Here is a 16195-nt window from a genome sequence, read left to right on the forward strand (position 1 = left end):
GGGGAGAGGCGGTAAACGTTGGAGAATCTGTCGATGTTGGAAAGTGTTGACTTGGGTGCCGTTCGGGGGCACCCTCTGCTGTCATGCGGAACTGGCACGGTGAGCGCATCTGGTACGGCGCCGACTACAACCCGGAGCAGTGGCCCGAGGAGACCTGGGCCGAGGACGTCGAGCTGATGCGCCGGGCCGGGGTCAACCTGGTGTCGGTCGGGATCTTCTCCTGGGCCCTGCTGGAACCCGCACCCGGCCGCTTCGAGTTCGACTGGCTGGACCGGGCGCTCGACCTGCTGTACGCCGGCGGGATCAGCGTCGACCTGGCCACCGCCACCGCCAGCCCGCCACCCTGGCTGGCCCACCGGCACCCGGAGACCCTGCCCCGCCGCGCCGACGGCACGATCCTCTGGCCGGGCGGGCGGCAGGCGTACTGCCCCAGCTCGCCGGTGTTCCGGGAGCGCTCACTCGCCCTGGTCGAGGCCGTCGCCGGCCGGTACGCCGACCATCCGGCCGTCGTCATGTGGCACGTCTCCAACGAGCTGGGCTGCCACAACGTGCACTGCTACTGCGACGTCAGCGCCGAGGCGTTCCGCCGCTGGCTGCGCGAGCGCTACGGCGACCTGGACTCGCTCAACGCCGCCTGGGGCACCGCGTTCTGGAGCCAGCGCTACCACGACTGGGCCGAGGTCAACCCGCCGCGGACCGCGCCGACCTTCGCCAACCCCACCCAGCAGCTCGACTTCCTGCGCTTCTCCTCCGACGAGCAGCGCGCCCAACTGCGCGCCGAGCGGGACCTGCTGACCCGACTCACCACCCAACCGGTCACCACGAACTTCATGATCGGCACGGGCATCAAGTACCTCGACTACCACTCCTGGGCCGCCGACGTGGACCTGGTCTCCAACGACCACTACCTGACCGCGGCCGACCGCGAGCCGCAGGTCGGCCTGGCGCTGGCCGCCGACCACACCCGGGGCGTCGCCGGCGGCGACCCGTGGCTGCTCATGGAGCACTCCACGAGCGCGGTGAACTGGCAGCCGCGCAACGTCGCCAAGACCCCCGGCCAGCTGCGCCGCAACAGCCTCGCCCACGTGGCGCGCGGCGCCGACGGGGTGCTGTTCTTCCAATGGCGGGCCTCCCGGGCGGGCGCCGAGAAGTTCCACTCCGCGCTGGTCCCGCACGCCGGCCCGGAGACCAAGGTGTTCCGCGAGGTCTGCCGGCTCGGCGCCGACCTCCAGGCCCTGGCCGAGGTACGCGGCAGCCGGGTCGACGCCGACGTGGCCATCCTCTTCGACTACGAGGCCTGGTGGGGCGCCGAACTCGACTCCCACCCCAGCGTCGACGTCACCTACACCGACCGGCTCACCGCGCTGCACGGCGCGCTCTGGCGGGCCGGCGTCACCGCCGACGTGGTGCACCCGTCCACCGACCTGTCCCGCTACCGGCTGGTCCTGGCGCCCACCCTCTACCTGGTCCGCGACGCCGACGCCGACGCGCTGCGCCGCTACGTCGAGGCGGGCGGGACCGCGCTGGTCACCTACTTCAGCGGCATCGTCGACGAGCACGACCACATCCGGCTCGGCGGCTACCCGGGCGCGTTCCGCGACCTGCTCGGCGTGCGCACCGAGGAGTTCTTCCCGCTCCGGGCGGGCGAGTCGGTCCGCCTCGACGACGGCACGGCCGCCGACGTGTGGACCGAGTGGCTGCACGCCGAGGGCGCCGAGGTGCTCGCGTCGTACGCGGACGGGCCGCTGCCCGGGGTGCCGGCGCTGACCCGGCACGCGGTCGGCGCCGGCGCGGCCTGGTACCTCGGCACCCGGCTCGACCAGCCGGCCACCGAACGGCTGGTCGCCCGCCTGCTCACCGAGGCCGGCGCCGGCCCGGCGGCGACCGCGCCGGCGGGGGTGGAGGTGGTCCGCCGCCGGGCCGCCGACCGGAGCTGGCTGTTCGTCATCAACCACACCGACGCCGAGGCCCGGCTGGCGGTCACCGGCGCCGAACTGCTCGGGGGCGACCGGTGCGACGGCGAGCTGGTGGTCCCGGCGGGCGAGGTGGCGGTCGTCCGCGAGGAGCCCGCGGTCCATCCCGAGACCGTCTGACCCGCGTACCGTGCCGCTTGCGCGCGAAGGAGGATTCATGCTCGCTCAGCAACGGCAGAGCGCCATCCTGGAGCTGATCCGCCAGCGCGGCGGCGTCCGGGTCAGCCACCTGGTCAGCCGCTTCGGGGTGTCGGACATGACCATCCGGCGGGACCTGGAGGTGCTCGCCGAACGGGGCCTGGTCGACAAGGTCCACGGGGGAGCGACGCTGGCCGGCCCGGGCTCGGCCGAGGAGCCGGGCTTCGCGGCCAAGTCGATCCGGCAGCAGGCCGAGAAGCGGGCCATCGTCGAGCGAGCCGCCGGTCTGGTCGAGCCCGGCATGGCGATCGCGCTCTCCGCCGGCACGACCACCGCCGCCCTGGCCGCCCGGCTGGCCGACGTCCGGGGGCTGACCGTGGTCACCAACTCGATCCCGGTGGCCGACGCCCTCTACCAGAACCCGCGCGCCGACCAGACCGTCGTGCTCACGGGCGGCATCCGTACCCCGTCGGATGCCCTGACCGGGCCGGTGGCCGAGGCGGCCATCGCCGCGCTCAACGTCGACCTGCTCTTCCTCGGCGTGCACGGGATGAGCCCGCGTACCGGGTTCACCACCCCGAACCTGCTGGAGGCGGCGGTCAACCGGCGGCTGATCGGCGCGGCCCGGCGGCTCGTCGTCCTCGCCGACCACACCAAGTGGGAGACCATCGGCATCGCCACCATCGCCCCACTGGAGGAGGCCGACCTGCTCGTCACCGACGCCGGGCTGCCGCCGGAGGGGCGCCGGCAGATCGGCGAACAGGTCGGTGAGCTGATCGTGGTCGACGTCGACTGACCCGGCTCGCTTTCAGGCACCTCACAGCCGCCCAGGTTAGGGTCCCTCTGGCCCCGCGCGCTCCAGGGTGGAGCGCGCCGACGGTGGAAGCGGAGTAGTGGCGATGGTCTTCAAGAAGATGCTGAGCGCGTTCGGCGTGGGTGGCCCCAGCGTCGACACCGTGCTGACCAACCCCAACACCCGGCCGGGCCTGACCCTGGACGGGCACGTCAACCTGGTCGGCGGCGACGCGCCGGCGAGCATCGAGCAGATCACCGTCGGCCTGGTCACCCGAGTCGAGATCGAGGGCGGCGACACCGAGTACGCCGGCGTCATGGAGTTCCACCGCATGCCGGTGAGCGGCCCGCTCCAGCTGGCCCCGAAGCAGCAGCTGTCCATCCCGTTCCAGCTCCCCGTCCCGTGGGAGACCCCGGTCACCGACGTCTACGGCCAGCGGCTGCACGGCATGACCATGGGCCTGCGCACCGAGCTGGCGGTGGCCCGGGCCGTCGACAAGTCCGACCTGGACCAGGTGGCGGTACACCCGCTGCCGATCCACGAGCGGATCCTCGACGCCTTCCAGGCGCTCGGCTTCCGCTTCAAGCACGCCGACCTGGAGCGCGGCCACATCCGGGGCGTGCAGCAGACGCTCCCCTTCTACCAGGAGATCGAGTTCTTCGCCTCGCCCCAGTACGCCCGGGCGGTCAACGAGGTCGAGCTGACCTTCGTCACCAGCCAGCACGGCGTCGAGGTGATCCTGGAGTGCGACAAGCGCGGCGGCTTCCTCAGCGCCGGGCACGACGCCTTCGGCCGGTACGCCGTCCCGCACAGCGACGCCGGCCGCACCGACTGGGTCCAGGTGGTCGACGGCTGGCTGCGCGAGACCACCTCGCGCTTCGGCAACCTGCGCGCCCAGGGCTTCGGCGCCCCGCACGGGCACCACGGGCACCGCGGCTCGGGCATGGGCGGCATGCTGGGCGGCGCCGCGCTCGGCGTGGCGGGCGGCCTGGTCGCCGGTGAACTGATCGAGGACGCCTTCGAGGGCGACTTCGGGGACTTCGGCGGGGAGTGACGGCACGCGACGATGCCCCCGGGTTTACCCCGGGGGCATCGTCGTCTCAGGTGTGGCTCCAAGTCAGTGCCGGGCCTTGCGCTCCTCACCGCTGCGGAAGTTGCTTCCGGCCTTGGCCAGACCCCGGCTACCCAGGTAACCGATGGTCAGCAGCGTGATGAAGAACCAGGCCTGCGGTGCGCGGAAGATGTCCACGCCGACCGAGTTCTTGCCGACCAGGAAGGACGCCACCAGCACGGCCGCGACCGACGCGACGTAGACCCAGAATTCGGTCGTCCGGAGCGACGGCTTGGTCTCCGTGCCGGGCGACTGGATCGCCTGCCGCTGGCCGTCGTGCATCATCGGCATCGGGCGGGTCGGCGTCTCCTGCATCGCGGCCCGGTTGGACATGTCCTGCGCCGGCCGGTTCATCGGCCTGGTGGATGCAGCCTGCGTGCTCATCTGTCCTCCTCAGGATTGATGAGTCGTTCCCTGCACACCTCCCGCCCCGCTGCCGCAGGTCGGCCACGGCACGGTTCGCGCTCTGTGGCGGGGGCACCCTCCGTCTACCCGAGGCCTCGGACAGGTAACGCCGGCCCCCGGCCGAATAGGAGCGCGCCGATCCACCGCTGGAACCAGACATCCGGGTATGCAACCGACACCGCTCCCGGGCCGGACGGCCGGCCGGTTTCAGCCGGCGGTCGACGGGCACGCAAGACGGATCCCGAGAAACCTGCGAGGTGGTTCACGTGCGTGAGGACGACATGCGGCAGCAGGCCGCCCGGCGGGCCGAGGAGCGGGTCGCCGGCGGCGTCTACGGCGAGGGCGCGCTCGACGAGGTCACCGTGCCGCAGACCGACGTGCTGCGGGTGATCCAGGAGGACGATCCGGACGACCCGGCGCACGCCCCGGTCGACCCGAACGTGTTGCGCGACGGCGGCCCCACCCGGGGCCAGGGCGCGATCACCACGACCGGCGGCACGGCCGGCCCGGCCAGCGTCCGCCGGCTGGCCCGCCAACCGGAGCGGCACCGGGGCAGGGTGGCCCCGACCACCACGGGCGACGCCACCACCGGCGGCCTGAGCACCCCGGCCGGCGGCTCCACCAGCGACGCCTCGTCCAGCGGCAGCCAGGTCGGCAACTTCACCAACGACCGAGCCAACCCAGGCTGACACCGACACCGAGGAGAGGGGGCGGCAACCGCCGCCCCCTTTCGCCGCGTCGATCATGAAGTTGGCGGCAGGAACGGAGATCCACATCGCCGCCAACCTCATGATCGTCCAGAGGGTGGGGTGGGTCAGGGCGTGCGGAGGATGCCCAGGCGCTGGGTGGCGCGGGTGAGGGCGACGTAGAGGTCGCTGTGACCGCGGGGGGACTCGGCGACGATGCGGTCCGGGTCCACCACCAGCACCGAGTCGAACTCCAGGCCCTTGGCCTGCTCGGTGGTGAGCACCACCACCCGGTTCGCCAACTCCGGCTGCTCGCCGACGGTCGCCTCCGGCAGCGCGGCGACGACCGCCGCCCCCAGCTCGGCCACCCGGCCGGCCGGCACGATCACCCCGAGCCGGCCGTCGGCCAGCCCGTCGGCCTCCCGCGCGGTCGCCTCGACCAGTTCGGCGGCGAGCCGGTCCCCGGCGACGCTCCGCTCCCACGGCGGCACGCCGCTGGCGCGTACGGAGCGTGGTGGGCGCAGCGCCGGGTCGATCTCGGCGAGCACCTCGGCGGCGACCGCCATGATCTCGGCCGGGGTGCGGTAGCTGACGGTCAGCTCCTCCAGCCGCCACCGGTCCGCCACGTACGGCGCCAGCGCCTCCTGCCACGACGGAGTGCCGGCGAGCGCGCCGGTCTGCGCCACGTCCCCGACGATGGTCATCGACCGGCTCGGGCAGCGGCGCATCAGCAGCCGCCAGGCCATCGGCGACAGCTCCTGCGCCTCGTCGACGATCACGTGCCCGAAGGCCCAGGTCCGGTCGGCGGCGGCGCGCTGCGCGGTGGTGAGCCGGTCGGCCTCCTCCTGCCGCTCGGAGAGCCGGTCGGCGTCGATCAGGTCGGTGACGCCGAGGATCTCGCCACCGTCCGCCTCGTCCTCCACGTCGATCGAGCGGGAACCGCGCCAGATCTCCAGCACGCCCTCGGCGTACTCCCGTTCCATGGCGCGGATCCGGTCCCGGCGGGCTGCGGCGGCGCGCTCGTCCTCACCGAGCAGCTCGGCCGCCTCGTCGAGCAGCGGCACGTCGGCCGGCGTCCAGCCGCCCGGCTCCCGGTGCAGCGCGGCCCGCTCGGCGTCGGTGAGCATCGGCGCGGCGGCGGCGATCCGCTCGGGAGAGGCGTACAGGTCGGCGAGCAGCCGCTGCGGGGTGAGCACCGGCCACAGCTCGTCCAGCGCGGCCCGGATCTCGGGCTCGTCGCGCAGCTCCCGGCGGATCTCGGCCCGGTCGGCCTCGGAGAGCAGGTTCTCCCCGCCGAGCGGGTCGGCGCCGATCCGCTCGGCGACCTGGTCGGCGAGCGCGTGCACGATCTCGATGTCGAACAGCGCCCGGGCCAGGTTGTGCGGGCGGTCGGTGCGGCGGACCCGGTCCCGCGCCTGGCGCACCGTCTCCGGGTCGAGGGTGAGGACCTCCCGCTGGGGCAGTTCGATCTCCAGCGGCTCGGCCGGCACCCACTGCCGGTCCCGGACCGCGTTGGCCAGCACCTCGGCCAGCACCGCGCGCCCCTTCAGCGCCGCGGTCGCCGCCGGCTCGGTGCGCCCGGCGTGCACGCCGGGGAAGAGGTCGGCCTGGGTGCGCAGCAGCACGCCCGTCTCGGCCAGCGCCGGCAGCACCTGGGAGATGTAGCGCAGGAAGGTGGCGTTCGGGCCGACCAGCAGCACGCCCCGGGTGGAGAGCTGCTGCCGGTGGGTGTAGAGCAGGTACGCGGCCCGGTGCAGCGCCACCGCCGTCTTGCCGGTGCCCGGCCCGCCCTGCACCACCATGACGCCCGGCAGGTCGGCCCGGATGATCCGGTCCTGCTCGGCCTGGATGGTCTCGACGATGTCGCGCATCCGCCCGGTACGCCCGGCGTTCAGCGCCGCGAGCAGGGACGCCTCCCCGGTCACCTCCTCGTGGGCGGTGGGCGAGGCGGCGGCGATGTCCAGCACCTCGTCGTTGAGCCCGGTGACCTTCCGCTCCCGGGTACGCAGGTGCCGACGCCGGCGCACGCCCTGCGGGTTGGCGGCGGTGGCCAGGTAGAAGGCGCGGGCGGCCGGGGCGCGCCAGTCGATCAGCAGTGGGTCGTAGTCGCCGGAGGTGTCGAAGATGCCGATCCGGCCGATGTAGCGGCACGAGTCGTCGCCGCCGTCGAGCCGGCCGAAGCAGAGGCCGGTCTCCACCGCGGAATACTGCTCGACCTGGTCGGCGTACATCCCCACGGCGGAGTCGCGCTGCGAACGGGCCTGGAGGGTGCCGCCGGTCGCGCGCAGCTCCTCGGTGAGCCGCCGGGCGGCCTGGTCCCGCATGCCGTCCAGCCGGTCGTAGAGCATCGAGACGTACTCCTGCTCGCGACCGATCTCGTCGTCCTGGTGCAGCTCACCCGACACGTCGGAGTGGGTTGACAAGCCGGCTCCTCATGGCTAAAATTGCGGCAGGAATGGCTTTACGAGCCATTCCTTTTTGTGTTTGAAATGAGAAAGATACCGCGCGGCCCGCCGCCGGACCAAGCCTCGCCGGCCGCCCGCGACCACGTCACACCGCAGGCTCGCACACGAGAACGGGGCCCGGCCGGCACACGCCGACCGGACCCCGACGGATCCCGCGGATCTCAGCCCTTCGCCGCCTCGTACAGCCGCTCCGGCCGGACCAGGCCGGCCAGCACCCGGCCGTCGTCGGTGAGCAGCACGCTGAACAGCTTGCCGGTGAGCAGCCGCCCGCTGCCCCAGTCACCGCTCACCCGCTCCAGCCCGCCGAGCACCTTCGCCATGGCCTCCGCGTCCGGCCCCGTCGCCTCGCCCGGCTTCCCCGCCGGGGCGCCCGGCCCGGCCGCGTCGAGCTTCGCGACCAGCACGGTGGTCCAGCCGGTCCCGACGGTACGCACGTCCGGCCCGTCCTTGCCCCGCTCGGGCAGGTGCTTGCCGGCCGGCCCGCGGTCGTCGCCCGCCGACTCCTCGGTGACCCGCACACCCGGCGGCGGGTTGAACCGGAACTGGTCGGCGTCCGGCGTGCGGAAGTCGACCTGGGTGAACGCCACCTCGAACGCCGGCTCGTCCGCCCCGTCGGCGAGCACCTCGAAGCGCAGCGGCACGTGCTCCTTCGCGTCCAGCGCGATCCGCACCTGGTGCACCAGCGAGTCCCGGTCGCGCGGCGTCAGCACCAGCTCGTAGACGCTGCGCCCGGCGACCGTGGCGGAGCGGCCCACGGTGACCGCGGTGCTCGGGTCGATGGCCTCCAGCGCCCGGTCGGCGGCGTCGGCCGGGGTGGCCGGCGCGGTGTCGAGGTCCTTCCCCTCCGCCGGCAGCGTCCGGTGCGACGCGGCGTTGTCCCGGCTGCTCCAGGTCCAGACGTCGCGCCCGTTGCGCAGCACGTCCCGCTCGCCGAGCGTGTCGACCAGGGCCACCCGCTGCCGGTCCGGGCCGGCGTACCAGACGCGCAGCGTGTGCGTGCCGCTGATCAGGCTGGCCAGCTCGTTCCCGCCGACCTGCCCGGCCAGCTCGGCGATCCGCGGCAGCCCGAGGTCGGCGCGCTGCACCACCGTGCCGGAGAGCCCGTCGAGGCGGGACGTCCGCAGGTCCTCCAGGAGCTGAGCGGCGGTACGCGGCGGCAGCGCCGGGTCGGCCCCGGCGGCGAACGTGCCGACGGCGGCACCGCCCCCGATCACGGCGACCCCCGCGGTCACCGGGACCAGCCAGCGCAGCACGGCGCGGTTCTTCAGTACGGACATGTTCTGCACCTCCTGACGGTAGATGCTGCACCAGGGACGCTGTGAGCGTGCTGAGGAGATTCCCTAGGGGGTGTCACCGGATGGCACCCTTGAGCCGTGCGGTTGCTGGTGGTGGAGGACGAGACGCGGCTGGCCGCGTCGCTGCGGCGGGGCCTGCAGGCGGAGGGCTTCGTGGTGGACGTCGAGGCCACCGGCCCCGGCGGGCTGGACGCCGCCCGGCACGGCGACTACGACGCCATGATCCTCGACGTGATGCTGCCCGGCCTCTCCGGCTACGAGGTGGTCCGCCGGCTGCGCGCCGAGGAGCGCTGGCTGCCGGTGCTCATGCTCTCCGCCAAGGACGGCGAGTACGACCAGGCCGACGGGCTGGACTGCGGGGCCGACGACTACCTCACCAAGCCCTTCTCGTACGTGGTGCTGCTGGCCCGGCTGAGGGCGCTGCTGCGCCGCGGCGCGCCGGAGCGCCCGGCCGTGCTCGCGGTCGGCGACCTGCGGCTGGATCCCGCCCGCCGGCGGGTGACCCGGGCCGACGCCGAGGTCGCCCTGACCACCCGCGAGTACGCCCTGCTCGACTACCTGATGCGCCGCCCCGGCGAGGTGGTCTCCAAGACCGAGCTACTGGACCACGTCTGGGACGCCGCGGTGGAGACCGCCCCGAACGCCGTCGAGGTCTACGTCGGCTACCTGCGCCGCAAGATCGGCCGGGACCGGCTGGAGACGGTCCGGGGCGCCGGCTACCGGCTGGCCACATGAGGCGGCGGCTCACGGCGCTCCTGCCCAACCTCGGGCTGCGGTCCCGGCTGCTCGCGCTCGGGGTGCTCGGCCTGGTCGTGGGGTTCGCGCTCGGCGGGGCGCTGCTGCTCGGCGCGCTCGGGTGGACGCTGCAGCGCTCCGTCGACGACGAGGCGCTCCGCACCGCGGACGCGGTCGCGCTGCTCGCCGCGGAGGACGCCCTGCCCGACCCGCTGCCGGTGGCCGGCGGGCAGCTCCGCGTCCAGGTGGTCGACGGCCAGGGCCGGATCCGCGCGGCGTCCATCGACGCCGACAGGCTGGTGCCGATGCTCGGCCCCGACCAGCTGCGTGCCGGGGAGCGGCAGCGGCTCGTGGTGGACGGGCGGCGGGTCGGGCTGACCGGGCCGGTCCGGGTGGTGACGGTGCCGGCGGGCACCGCGGACGCGCCGCTCACCGTGCTGGTGGCCAAGTCGATGTCCGACGTCCGGCACAGCCTGCACGTGGTCCGGAACCTGCTGCTGGTCGGCTTCCCGCTGCTGGTGGCCGGGCTGGCCGTGGTGGCCTGGCGGGTGGTCGGGGCGACCCTGCGCCCGGTGGAGGCGCTGCGCAGCGGGGCCGCCGAGATCACCGGCCGCGCCGGGGCGGAGCGGCTGCCCGTGCCGGCGGGGCGGGACGAGATCCAGCGACTGGCGGTCACCCTCAACGACATGCTGGACCGGCTGGCCGCGTCCCGGGACCGGCAGCGGGCGTTCGTCGCCGACGCCGCGCACGAGCTGCGCAGCCCGGTCACCAACATGCGCACCGAGCTGGAGGTGGCCCGGCGGCTGGGCGCCGGGACGGACTGGCCGGCGGTGGCGGAGAACCTGCTCGCCGACACCGAGCGGCTCAGCCGGCTGGTCGACGACCTGCTGCTGCTGGCCCGCCTCGACGAGCAGGCCGCCCGGCCGGACCGTCCCGCGCCGCACGCCGTCGGCCCGGTGGAGCTGGGCGAGCTGCTGCGCGGGGTGGCCGGGCGCTATCCGTCCCCGCCGCTGCACCACACGCCGCCGCCCGGGCCGCTCTGGACCGAGGGGGACCCGGGGGAGCTGCGCCGGGTGCTGGTCAACCTGGTGGAGAACGCGCTGCGGCACGCGCACGGCGAGGTGCGGCTCGCGGTCACCGGCCCGCACTCCGACCCGCCGGTTCCCCGGCAGCGCGGCGGTTCGGCGTACCACCTGATCACGGTGACCGACGACGGGCCGGGCATCCCGGCGGCGGACCGGGAGCGGGTCTTCGCCCGTTTCACGCGGCTGGACGACGCCCGGGCGCGCGACGCCGGCGGCGCCGGCCTCGGCCTGGCCATCGTGCGCGAGCTGGTCCGCCGGGCCGGTGGCGCCGTCGAGCTGGCCGACGCCACGCCGGACGCGGCGGCGCCGGGGCTGCGGGTGACGGTACGGCTGCCCGCGCTGGCCGACCCGGAGGCGGACTGACCGCGACCGGCGTCAGCCGATCCGATCGGCGAGGGCCCGCACGGCGGTCTGGTACGTCGTCTGCGTGTGGTAGGGCCAGTGCCGTTCGAGCGGCGGCGGCACGGTGTCCGCCGGGTCGATCGCCAGGCTGACCGGATCGCGGAGCCGGATGTCGACGGACCCGGTCCCGGGGACGTCACACGCCGCCCGCCCGTCGCCCGATCGGGGAAAGACGGGCCCACCGACCGGATCGGTGTCCCGCCACAGGTTCCGCCACCGCCAGTCGAGGCGGTCGCCCAGGTCGCACAGGGTCTGCCCGCCGAGATAGGCGGGATAGAGGCGGGTGTAGAGCCGGCTCAGCGGGGTGCCGTGGGTCAGCAGCGCCACCCGGCGCAGGACCTCCGGCGGCAGCTGGAGGATCGTGGCCGCGGCCAGGACCGAGCCGTGGCTGTGCCCCGAGATGACCACCTTGCCGCGTGCGCCGAGCGCGGACACCCGCTTGGCGAGTTCGGGCACGGCCCGGGCGGCGTAGCAGGGCGGCGCGAAGGGATGGACGGTACGGGGCCAGAAGTCGCCCAGGTCCCACAGCGCGGCCACCGTGCGTCGCGTCTCCGCCGACCGGTAGGAGCGGAAGGCGAGGATCATGAGGCCGATGACGAGCAGGCTGATGAGCCAGACCCCGCCGTCGGTCACGTACGCCGTCAGCAGCGTGGTCTCGGCCGGGTCCCTGCTGAGCCGGGCGACCAGCTGGGTGGGCCCGATCCCGACCAGGTCGAACGCGATGGTGGCCAGCCCCAGCGAGGACATCACGAAGAACGTGACGAGGATCGGGCCCAGCTCGTCGGTCACGTGGGAGCGGGCGATGGTCTCCCGGACCACGTCGCGCCGGGACGCCGCACCGGGTGCGACGTCCGGGTAGTCCCGCTCGACGATCCCCGCGGCGCGGCGCCGCCTCCGCCGCCGGCTGATCACGAGCGTGAGCGAGGCGGCCCCGGTGGCGACGAGCAGGGCGGCCAGGCCGGCCAGCGCGGCCCACCAGTAGGCGACCGGCGGGTCCAGGGGAGCGACGCCCGGGGGGTCCGGCCAGATCGGGCCGGGGAGGGCGCCGCGGTCGAGGAAGTCGGCGACCCGGAAGACCAGGGTGGCGGCGAAGGCGCCGGCGACCGTCACCGACGCCGCCGCCACGACGGGCATGCCGAGCCCGGCGAGGACGGACCGGCTGCCGGTCTTCCGGGGCGCCATCGTGACGAGGGCCAGCACCACCAGCAGGACGCCCTGCGCCCCGAGCAGGGCGCCGACCGCCCCCTCGTAGCCGGGCAGTTGGCCGGGCAGCGAGTGGACGCCGCGCGCCAGGGCGGCGTAGCCGAGGCTCAGCGCGCTCAGCCCGATGGTGGCGGCCGACAGCGGGCGCAGCACACGGCGGACCCGGGGCGGGGTGGCCGGGACGGGCAGGCAGAGCAGCACCGTGCCGCACCCGATCAGGCCGACGGCGGCGGCGAACAGCACCCGCCCGGCGACACCGTCCGGGGCGGAGATCCCGGCGAGCAGGCTGGCGTCCAGCGTGCCGGCGCCGATCGCCACGTGGATCTGGCGCAGCCAGGCGGGCGTCCGCTCGTCGTCCCAGAAGCCCGGGACGTCGAGGCACTCGCGCGCCCCGGCGCCCTCCGGGTGCGGCTGGGGCGGGCGGAACCCCTCGAGCGCCCGCGCCGACCGTGCGCCGATGCCCCAGACGACGCGCAACGCGACCAGCGGGACGAGCGACAGCAGGGCCAGCCGGGGGCCGGCCGGAAGGTCGCCCAGCCAGGACAGGTAGGGGCGGTTCGCGCGGCACCCGTCGTAGGGCACGCACTGCCAGCCGACCAGGTCGAGCGTCACGCCGACGACCGAGAGCACGAAGGCGGCGGTCAGCGTCCCGGCGAGCAGGCGGCACAGCACCCGGAACAGGCCGGACCGGCCGGTCGAGGCCGGGCGGAGCCGGATCGCCAGGTTGCTCAGCATGAACGGCAGCAGCAACAGCATGGACGCCGTCCGCACCGCGGCGCCCGCGGTCAGGGCGCCCCAGCGGTACGCCTCGACGGCGATCCCGGGGGTGGCCCCGCCCGCCGCCCCGACCCCCGGCCGGGGCCGGTAGAACCCCGCGTGACGGTCGCCGGCGACCAGGTCCACGATCGGGTGGTCGAGGATCTTCTCGGCGGTGCCGCCGGACACCCCGTGCACTCTCAACTCGACGGTCTCGCCCTCCGCTGCTGTGCCCACGCCGACAGGGTCACAGACCGGCACCGGGCCCATCGCCGATACGGCGCAAACCGCGGGGGACCGGTGGGTCAGCGGCGCCGTTTCGTGCAGACCGGCGTGGTCCGGGCGACCGTGTCGGTGGACCAGACCACCGCGACCGTGAAGCAGTAGTCGGTGGTGCGGTCGAGGCCGTAGGCGATGTAGTCGACCGAGCCGGCGGGCAGGCTCAGGAAGGTGCGCTGCGGCTGCCCCGCGCGGCCCCCGGCGACCACCACGGGCCCCTCCGCCCCGGCCGGGTACGTCCAGCTCAGCACGATGCTGTCGCGCCGGTCGGTCAGGGCGAGCCGCCCGGGCGGGGTGCCGGGGGAGGCGGCCGGGGCGGCGCTGGGCGGCCCGGTGGTGGGACCGGCCGAGGAGTCGTGCCCGGTCGGCGCGGGCGCCGGGCCCCGCCGGTCGTCCACCCGGGACACCCCGGCGATCACCGCGATGGTGCCGAGCAGCAGCGCCACCACCACGCCGGCCACCACCAGGGGCAGCCAGGGTGTGCGCCGGCGCTCGGCGGCGGGCGGCCGGGGCACGTGCACCGGCAGGTGGCGCGACGGCTCCTCGGGCTCGTCGGCCTGGGAAACCCGGCGTACGCCCGCCGGCTCGGAGTCGGCCAGGCCGACCACGGTCGGCGGCAGCGCGCTCTCCCCGGGCCGCCAGGGCTCCTCGGCCGGCTCCTCCGGCGGCCACGGGTAGTCCGCGAACGCCTCGTCGTCCGCCTCGGGCGGCGTGCGGGGCGTCGGCACGTGCGCGGCGTCGGCGGCGCGGTCCGGCGGGCGGTAGAGCGGCGTCTCGACCGGGTCGTCGAGCGTCGGCGGCTGGTAGGGCGGCAGGTCGGGCGGACCCTCGGCGGGCGGGGGGACCCGGGCGGCCGGCACCACCGGCGTCTCCCGGGCCGGCGGCTCGGCCCCGCCGCAGACGTGGTCCGGGTCGGCGGCGGCCCGGGCCAGCCCGGCGACCTGGGCGGCGAGCGGGTCGTCGGCGGCCAGGTGCTCCCGGCACAGGTCCTCGGCGAGGGTCAGGTGCTCGTGGGCCTCGGCGTAGCGGCCGCAGTCGCGTTCCATCGCGCCGAGCTTGGCGAGCATCTTGATGCCGCTGGGCTGGCCGTCGCCGTAGACCTCGCGGTGCAGCTCCCAGGCGTCCTGCAACCGGTCGCGGGCCACGTCGCACTGGCCGCGCGCGTATTCCACGGTGGCCAGGTCGGCGTGCGCGGCCAGCACCCGCTGCGACTCCGGCCCGTCCCGGGCGGTCAGCTCGATGATGACGTCGGAGTAGAGCCGGGCGGCGCGCGCGTCGCTGCCGACCCGGTGCAGCACCGCGGCCAGGGTCGCGGCGGCGGTGACCGTCCGCTCGTCGGAGCGCCCGAACAGCCGGGTGGCCGCCGCGTACGCGAACGCGGCCCAGCCGCGCGCGGAGTGCGGCTCGCCGAGCGCGACGAGCACCCGGGCCTGGAGACCGGCGGCCTCGGCCAGCTCCGCGGATGCGTTGGCCGGACGGGGATCGGCGTCGCTCAGCGCGTCGGCGAGCAGTCGCTGGGCACCGGCGAGGTCGCCTTCGGACACCAGGTGGTGCGCCTGGACAGTCAGGTCAGCGAAGCCGGAGGACACTGCCCCATCGTGCTCATCCGGCGACGGTAAGTACAAGCCCCGCAGTGGATCAGTTTGGTCGCGATCCGGTCAGGTGGTCGGCCAGCGTCTCGCTGATCCGCCGCAGCTGGTCCACCTGGGCCGGGCTGAGCGCGTCGAACAGGTGCCGGCGTACCCCGGCGACGTGGCCGGGCGCGGCCGCGGCCAGGGTGGCGAAGCCGGCGTCGGTGAGCACGGCGAGCTGGCCGCGCCGGTCGGTGGCGCACTCCTCCCGGCGGATCCACCCGGCCGCCTCCAGCCGGGCGGCGGCGTGCGAGAGCCGGCTGCGGGAGGAGCCGGTGGCGTCGGCCAGCTCGCTCATCCGCAGCCGCCGGTCGGGGGCCTCGGAGAGCCGGACCAGGATCTCGTAGTACGCGTGCGGCATCCCGGCGTCGCGTTGCAGCTCGCGGTCGAGGGTGTCCATCAGCGCCCGGGAGGCGGTGAGGAACGCCCGCCAGGTCCGCTGCTCGTCGGGGTCCAGCCACCGGGTCATGACGGCCATCATAGCGCTCGTTGTTGAACGCTCAACCAAACCGCGCTACCGTCGGGTCATGGGTATCCACCGGCTCAACCACGCCGTCCTCTACGTCCGTGACCTCGACCGCAGCGTCGCCTTCTACCGCGACGTGCTCGGCTTCCGCCCGGTGCCGATGACGCCGGACGGCTTCCGCGGCGCCGCCTTCCTCCAGGCGCCCGACTCCACCAACGACCACGACCTCGGCCTGTTCGAGATCGGCGCGGCCGCCGGAGCCTCCCCGGCCGGCCGGGCCACCGTCGGCCTCTACCACCTCGCCTGGGAGCTGGACACCCTGGACGAGCTGGCCGCCACCGCCGAGCGGCTGGCCGCCGCCGACGCCCTGGTCGGCGCCTCGGACCACGGGACCACCAAGAGCCTCTACGGCCGCGACCCCGACGGGCTGGAGTTCGAGATCGTCTGGATCGTCCCCGCCGACCTGCTCGACGACGCGGCCGTCGCCGCCCGCAAGCGGATCGGCCGGCTCGACCTCGACCGCGAGCGGCAGCGCTACGGCGGCCAGACCCGCGGCGGCGTGGGCATCTCCATTCCCGCCTGACCTGCCATGCTGGCAGGATGTCGACCGACGCCGTCCTGCGCGAGCTGCTCGTCCGGCAGCTCGACCACTGGCTGCCCGCCGCGCTGCACCGGTCGCGGCGGGCCACCCTGGCCCTCGCGTCCGCCGGGAGCGACGTCGGCGGCGCGGAGGCCGCGCTGCGGGTGGTGGCCGAGTTCGCCGACCGGCTGC

General features: G+C 74.9%; 13 protein-coding genes. 7 read left to right on the forward strand and 6 right to left on the reverse strand.

Annotation, left to right across the window (positions count from 1 at the left end; translation table 11 throughout):
* The first annotated feature begins 83 nt into the window (after positions 1-83).
* From ABZV78_RS18125 to ABZV78_RS18135, 3 genes are all read left to right on the forward strand, one after another.
* On the forward strand, positions 84-2093 hold the full coding sequence (locus tag ABZV78_RS18125; RefSeq protein ID WP_355639892.1) for a beta-galactosidase: 2010 nt from the start codon (positions 84-86) through the stop codon (positions 2091-2093).
* Between the two features lie 37 nt (positions 2094-2130).
* A complete protein-coding gene (locus ABZV78_RS18130) occupies positions 2131-2907 on the forward strand; it encodes a DeoR/GlpR family DNA-binding transcription regulator (RefSeq protein ID WP_355639894.1) in 777 nt (258 codons plus the stop codon).
* A gap of 103 nt (positions 2908-3010) precedes the next feature.
* Positions 3011-3958: a sporulation protein gene (locus ABZV78_RS18135; RefSeq protein WP_355639896.1), complete on the forward strand. Its 948-nt coding sequence runs from the start codon at positions 3011-3013 to the stop codon at positions 3956-3958.
* Between the two features lie 63 nt (positions 3959-4021).
* On the opposite strand, the gene ABZV78_RS18140 is transcribed toward ABZV78_RS18135, so the two are convergent.
* A complete protein-coding gene (locus tag ABZV78_RS18140) occupies positions 4022-4399 on the reverse strand; it encodes a hypothetical protein (protein ID WP_355639898.1) in 378 nt (125 codons plus the stop codon).
* Between the two features lie 287 nt (positions 4400-4686).
* Here ABZV78_RS18140 and ABZV78_RS18145 point away from each other — a divergent pair, with 287 nt between their 5' ends.
* On the forward strand, positions 4687-5109 hold the full coding sequence (locus tag ABZV78_RS18145) for a hypothetical protein (RefSeq protein WP_355639900.1): 423 nt from the start codon (positions 4687-4689) through the stop codon (positions 5107-5109).
* 125 nt (positions 5110-5234) lie between these two features.
* Here ABZV78_RS18145 and ABZV78_RS18150 read toward each other — a convergent pair whose 3' ends face one another.
* Entirely contained in the window at positions 5235-7454 is a 2220-nt protein-coding gene (locus tag ABZV78_RS18150) for an AAA family ATPase (protein ID WP_355639923.1), read from the reverse strand.
* A gap of 278 nt (positions 7455-7732) precedes the next feature.
* On the reverse strand, positions 7733-8848 hold the full coding sequence (locus ABZV78_RS18155; RefSeq protein WP_355639902.1) for a sigma-E factor regulatory protein RseB domain-containing protein: 1116 nt from the start codon (positions 8846-8848) through the stop codon (positions 7733-7735).
* Between the two features lie 96 nt (positions 8849-8944).
* Between ABZV78_RS18155 and ABZV78_RS18160 the strand changes: the two genes are divergently transcribed.
* Positions 8945-9601: a response regulator transcription factor gene (locus tag ABZV78_RS18160; protein WP_355639904.1), complete on the forward strand. Its 657-nt coding sequence runs from the start codon at positions 8945-8947 to the stop codon at positions 9599-9601.
* Positions 9598-11049, forward strand: a complete 1452-nt coding sequence (locus ABZV78_RS18165) for a HAMP domain-containing sensor histidine kinase (RefSeq protein ID WP_355639906.1) — start codon at positions 9598-9600, stop codon at positions 11047-11049. The genes ABZV78_RS18160 and ABZV78_RS18165 overlap by 4 nt, the downstream gene beginning before the upstream one ends.
* Positions 11050-11061: 12 nt before the next feature.
* On the opposite strand, the gene ABZV78_RS18170 is transcribed toward ABZV78_RS18165, so the two are convergent.
* From ABZV78_RS18170 to ABZV78_RS18180, 3 genes are all read right to left on the reverse strand, one after another.
* Complete coding sequence (locus tag ABZV78_RS18170; protein ID WP_355639908.1) at positions 11062-13284, reverse strand: hypothetical protein; 2223 nt, start codon at positions 13282-13284, stop codon at positions 11062-11064.
* A gap of 68 nt (positions 13285-13352) precedes the next feature.
* Entirely contained in the window at positions 13353-14915 is a 1563-nt protein-coding gene (locus ABZV78_RS18175; protein ID WP_355639910.1) for a tetratricopeptide repeat protein, read from the reverse strand.
* A 49-nt stretch (positions 14916-14964) separates the two neighbouring features.
* Positions 14965-15435 carry a MarR family transcriptional regulator gene (locus ABZV78_RS18180; RefSeq protein WP_355639912.1) on the reverse strand — a complete coding sequence of 157 codons (471 nt, stop codon included), beginning with the start codon at positions 15433-15435 and terminating at the stop codon, positions 14965-14967.
* A gap of 49 nt (positions 15436-15484) precedes the next feature.
* On the opposite strand from ABZV78_RS18180, the gene ABZV78_RS18185 reads away from it, so the two are divergent.
* Positions 15485-16006, forward strand: coding sequence for a VOC family protein (locus ABZV78_RS18185; RefSeq protein WP_355639914.1), 522 nt, complete (start codon positions 15485-15487; stop codon positions 16004-16006).
* Positions 16007-16195 lie beyond the last annotated feature (189 nt).

Origin of the sequence: Micromonospora sp. NPDC004540 (assembly GCF_040610095.1) — a bacterium.
Classification (GTDB): Bacteria; Actinomycetota; Actinomycetes; order Mycobacteriales; family Micromonosporaceae; genus Micromonospora.

Excerpts from the sequence above, each read along its gene's own strand:
- ABZV78_RS18135 (WP_355639896.1), top strand. The coding sequence starts at position 3,011 with ATGGTCTTCAAGAAGATGCTGAGCGCGTTCGGCGTGGGTGGCCCCAGC.
- ABZV78_RS18155 (WP_355639902.1), bottom strand. The coding sequence starts at position 8,848 with ATGTCCGTACTGAAGAACCGCGCCGTGCTGCGCTGGCTGGTCCCGGTG.
- ABZV78_RS18125 (WP_355639892.1), top strand. The coding sequence starts at position 84 with ATGCGGAACTGGCACGGTGAGCGCATCTGGTACGGCGCCGACTACAAC.
- ABZV78_RS18165 (WP_355639906.1), top strand. The coding sequence starts at position 9,598 with ATGAGGCGGCGGCTCACGGCGCTCCTGCCCAACCTCGGGCTGCGGTCC.
- ABZV78_RS18130 (WP_355639894.1), top strand. The coding sequence starts at position 2,131 with ATGCTCGCTCAGCAACGGCAGAGCGCCATCCTGGAGCTGATCCGCCAG.
- ABZV78_RS18150 (WP_355639923.1), bottom strand. The coding sequence starts at position 7,454 with ATGCTCTACGACCGGCTGGACGGCATGCGGGACCAGGCCGCCCGGCGG.
- ABZV78_RS18140 (WP_355639898.1), bottom strand. The coding sequence starts at position 4,399 with ATGAGCACGCAGGCTGCATCCACCAGGCCGATGAACCGGCCGGCGCAG.
- ABZV78_RS18180 (WP_355639912.1), bottom strand. The coding sequence starts at position 15,435 with ATGGCCGTCATGACCCGGTGGCTGGACCCCGACGAGCAGCGGACCTGG.
- ABZV78_RS18185 (WP_355639914.1), top strand. The coding sequence starts at position 15,485 with ATGGGTATCCACCGGCTCAACCACGCCGTCCTCTACGTCCGTGACCTC.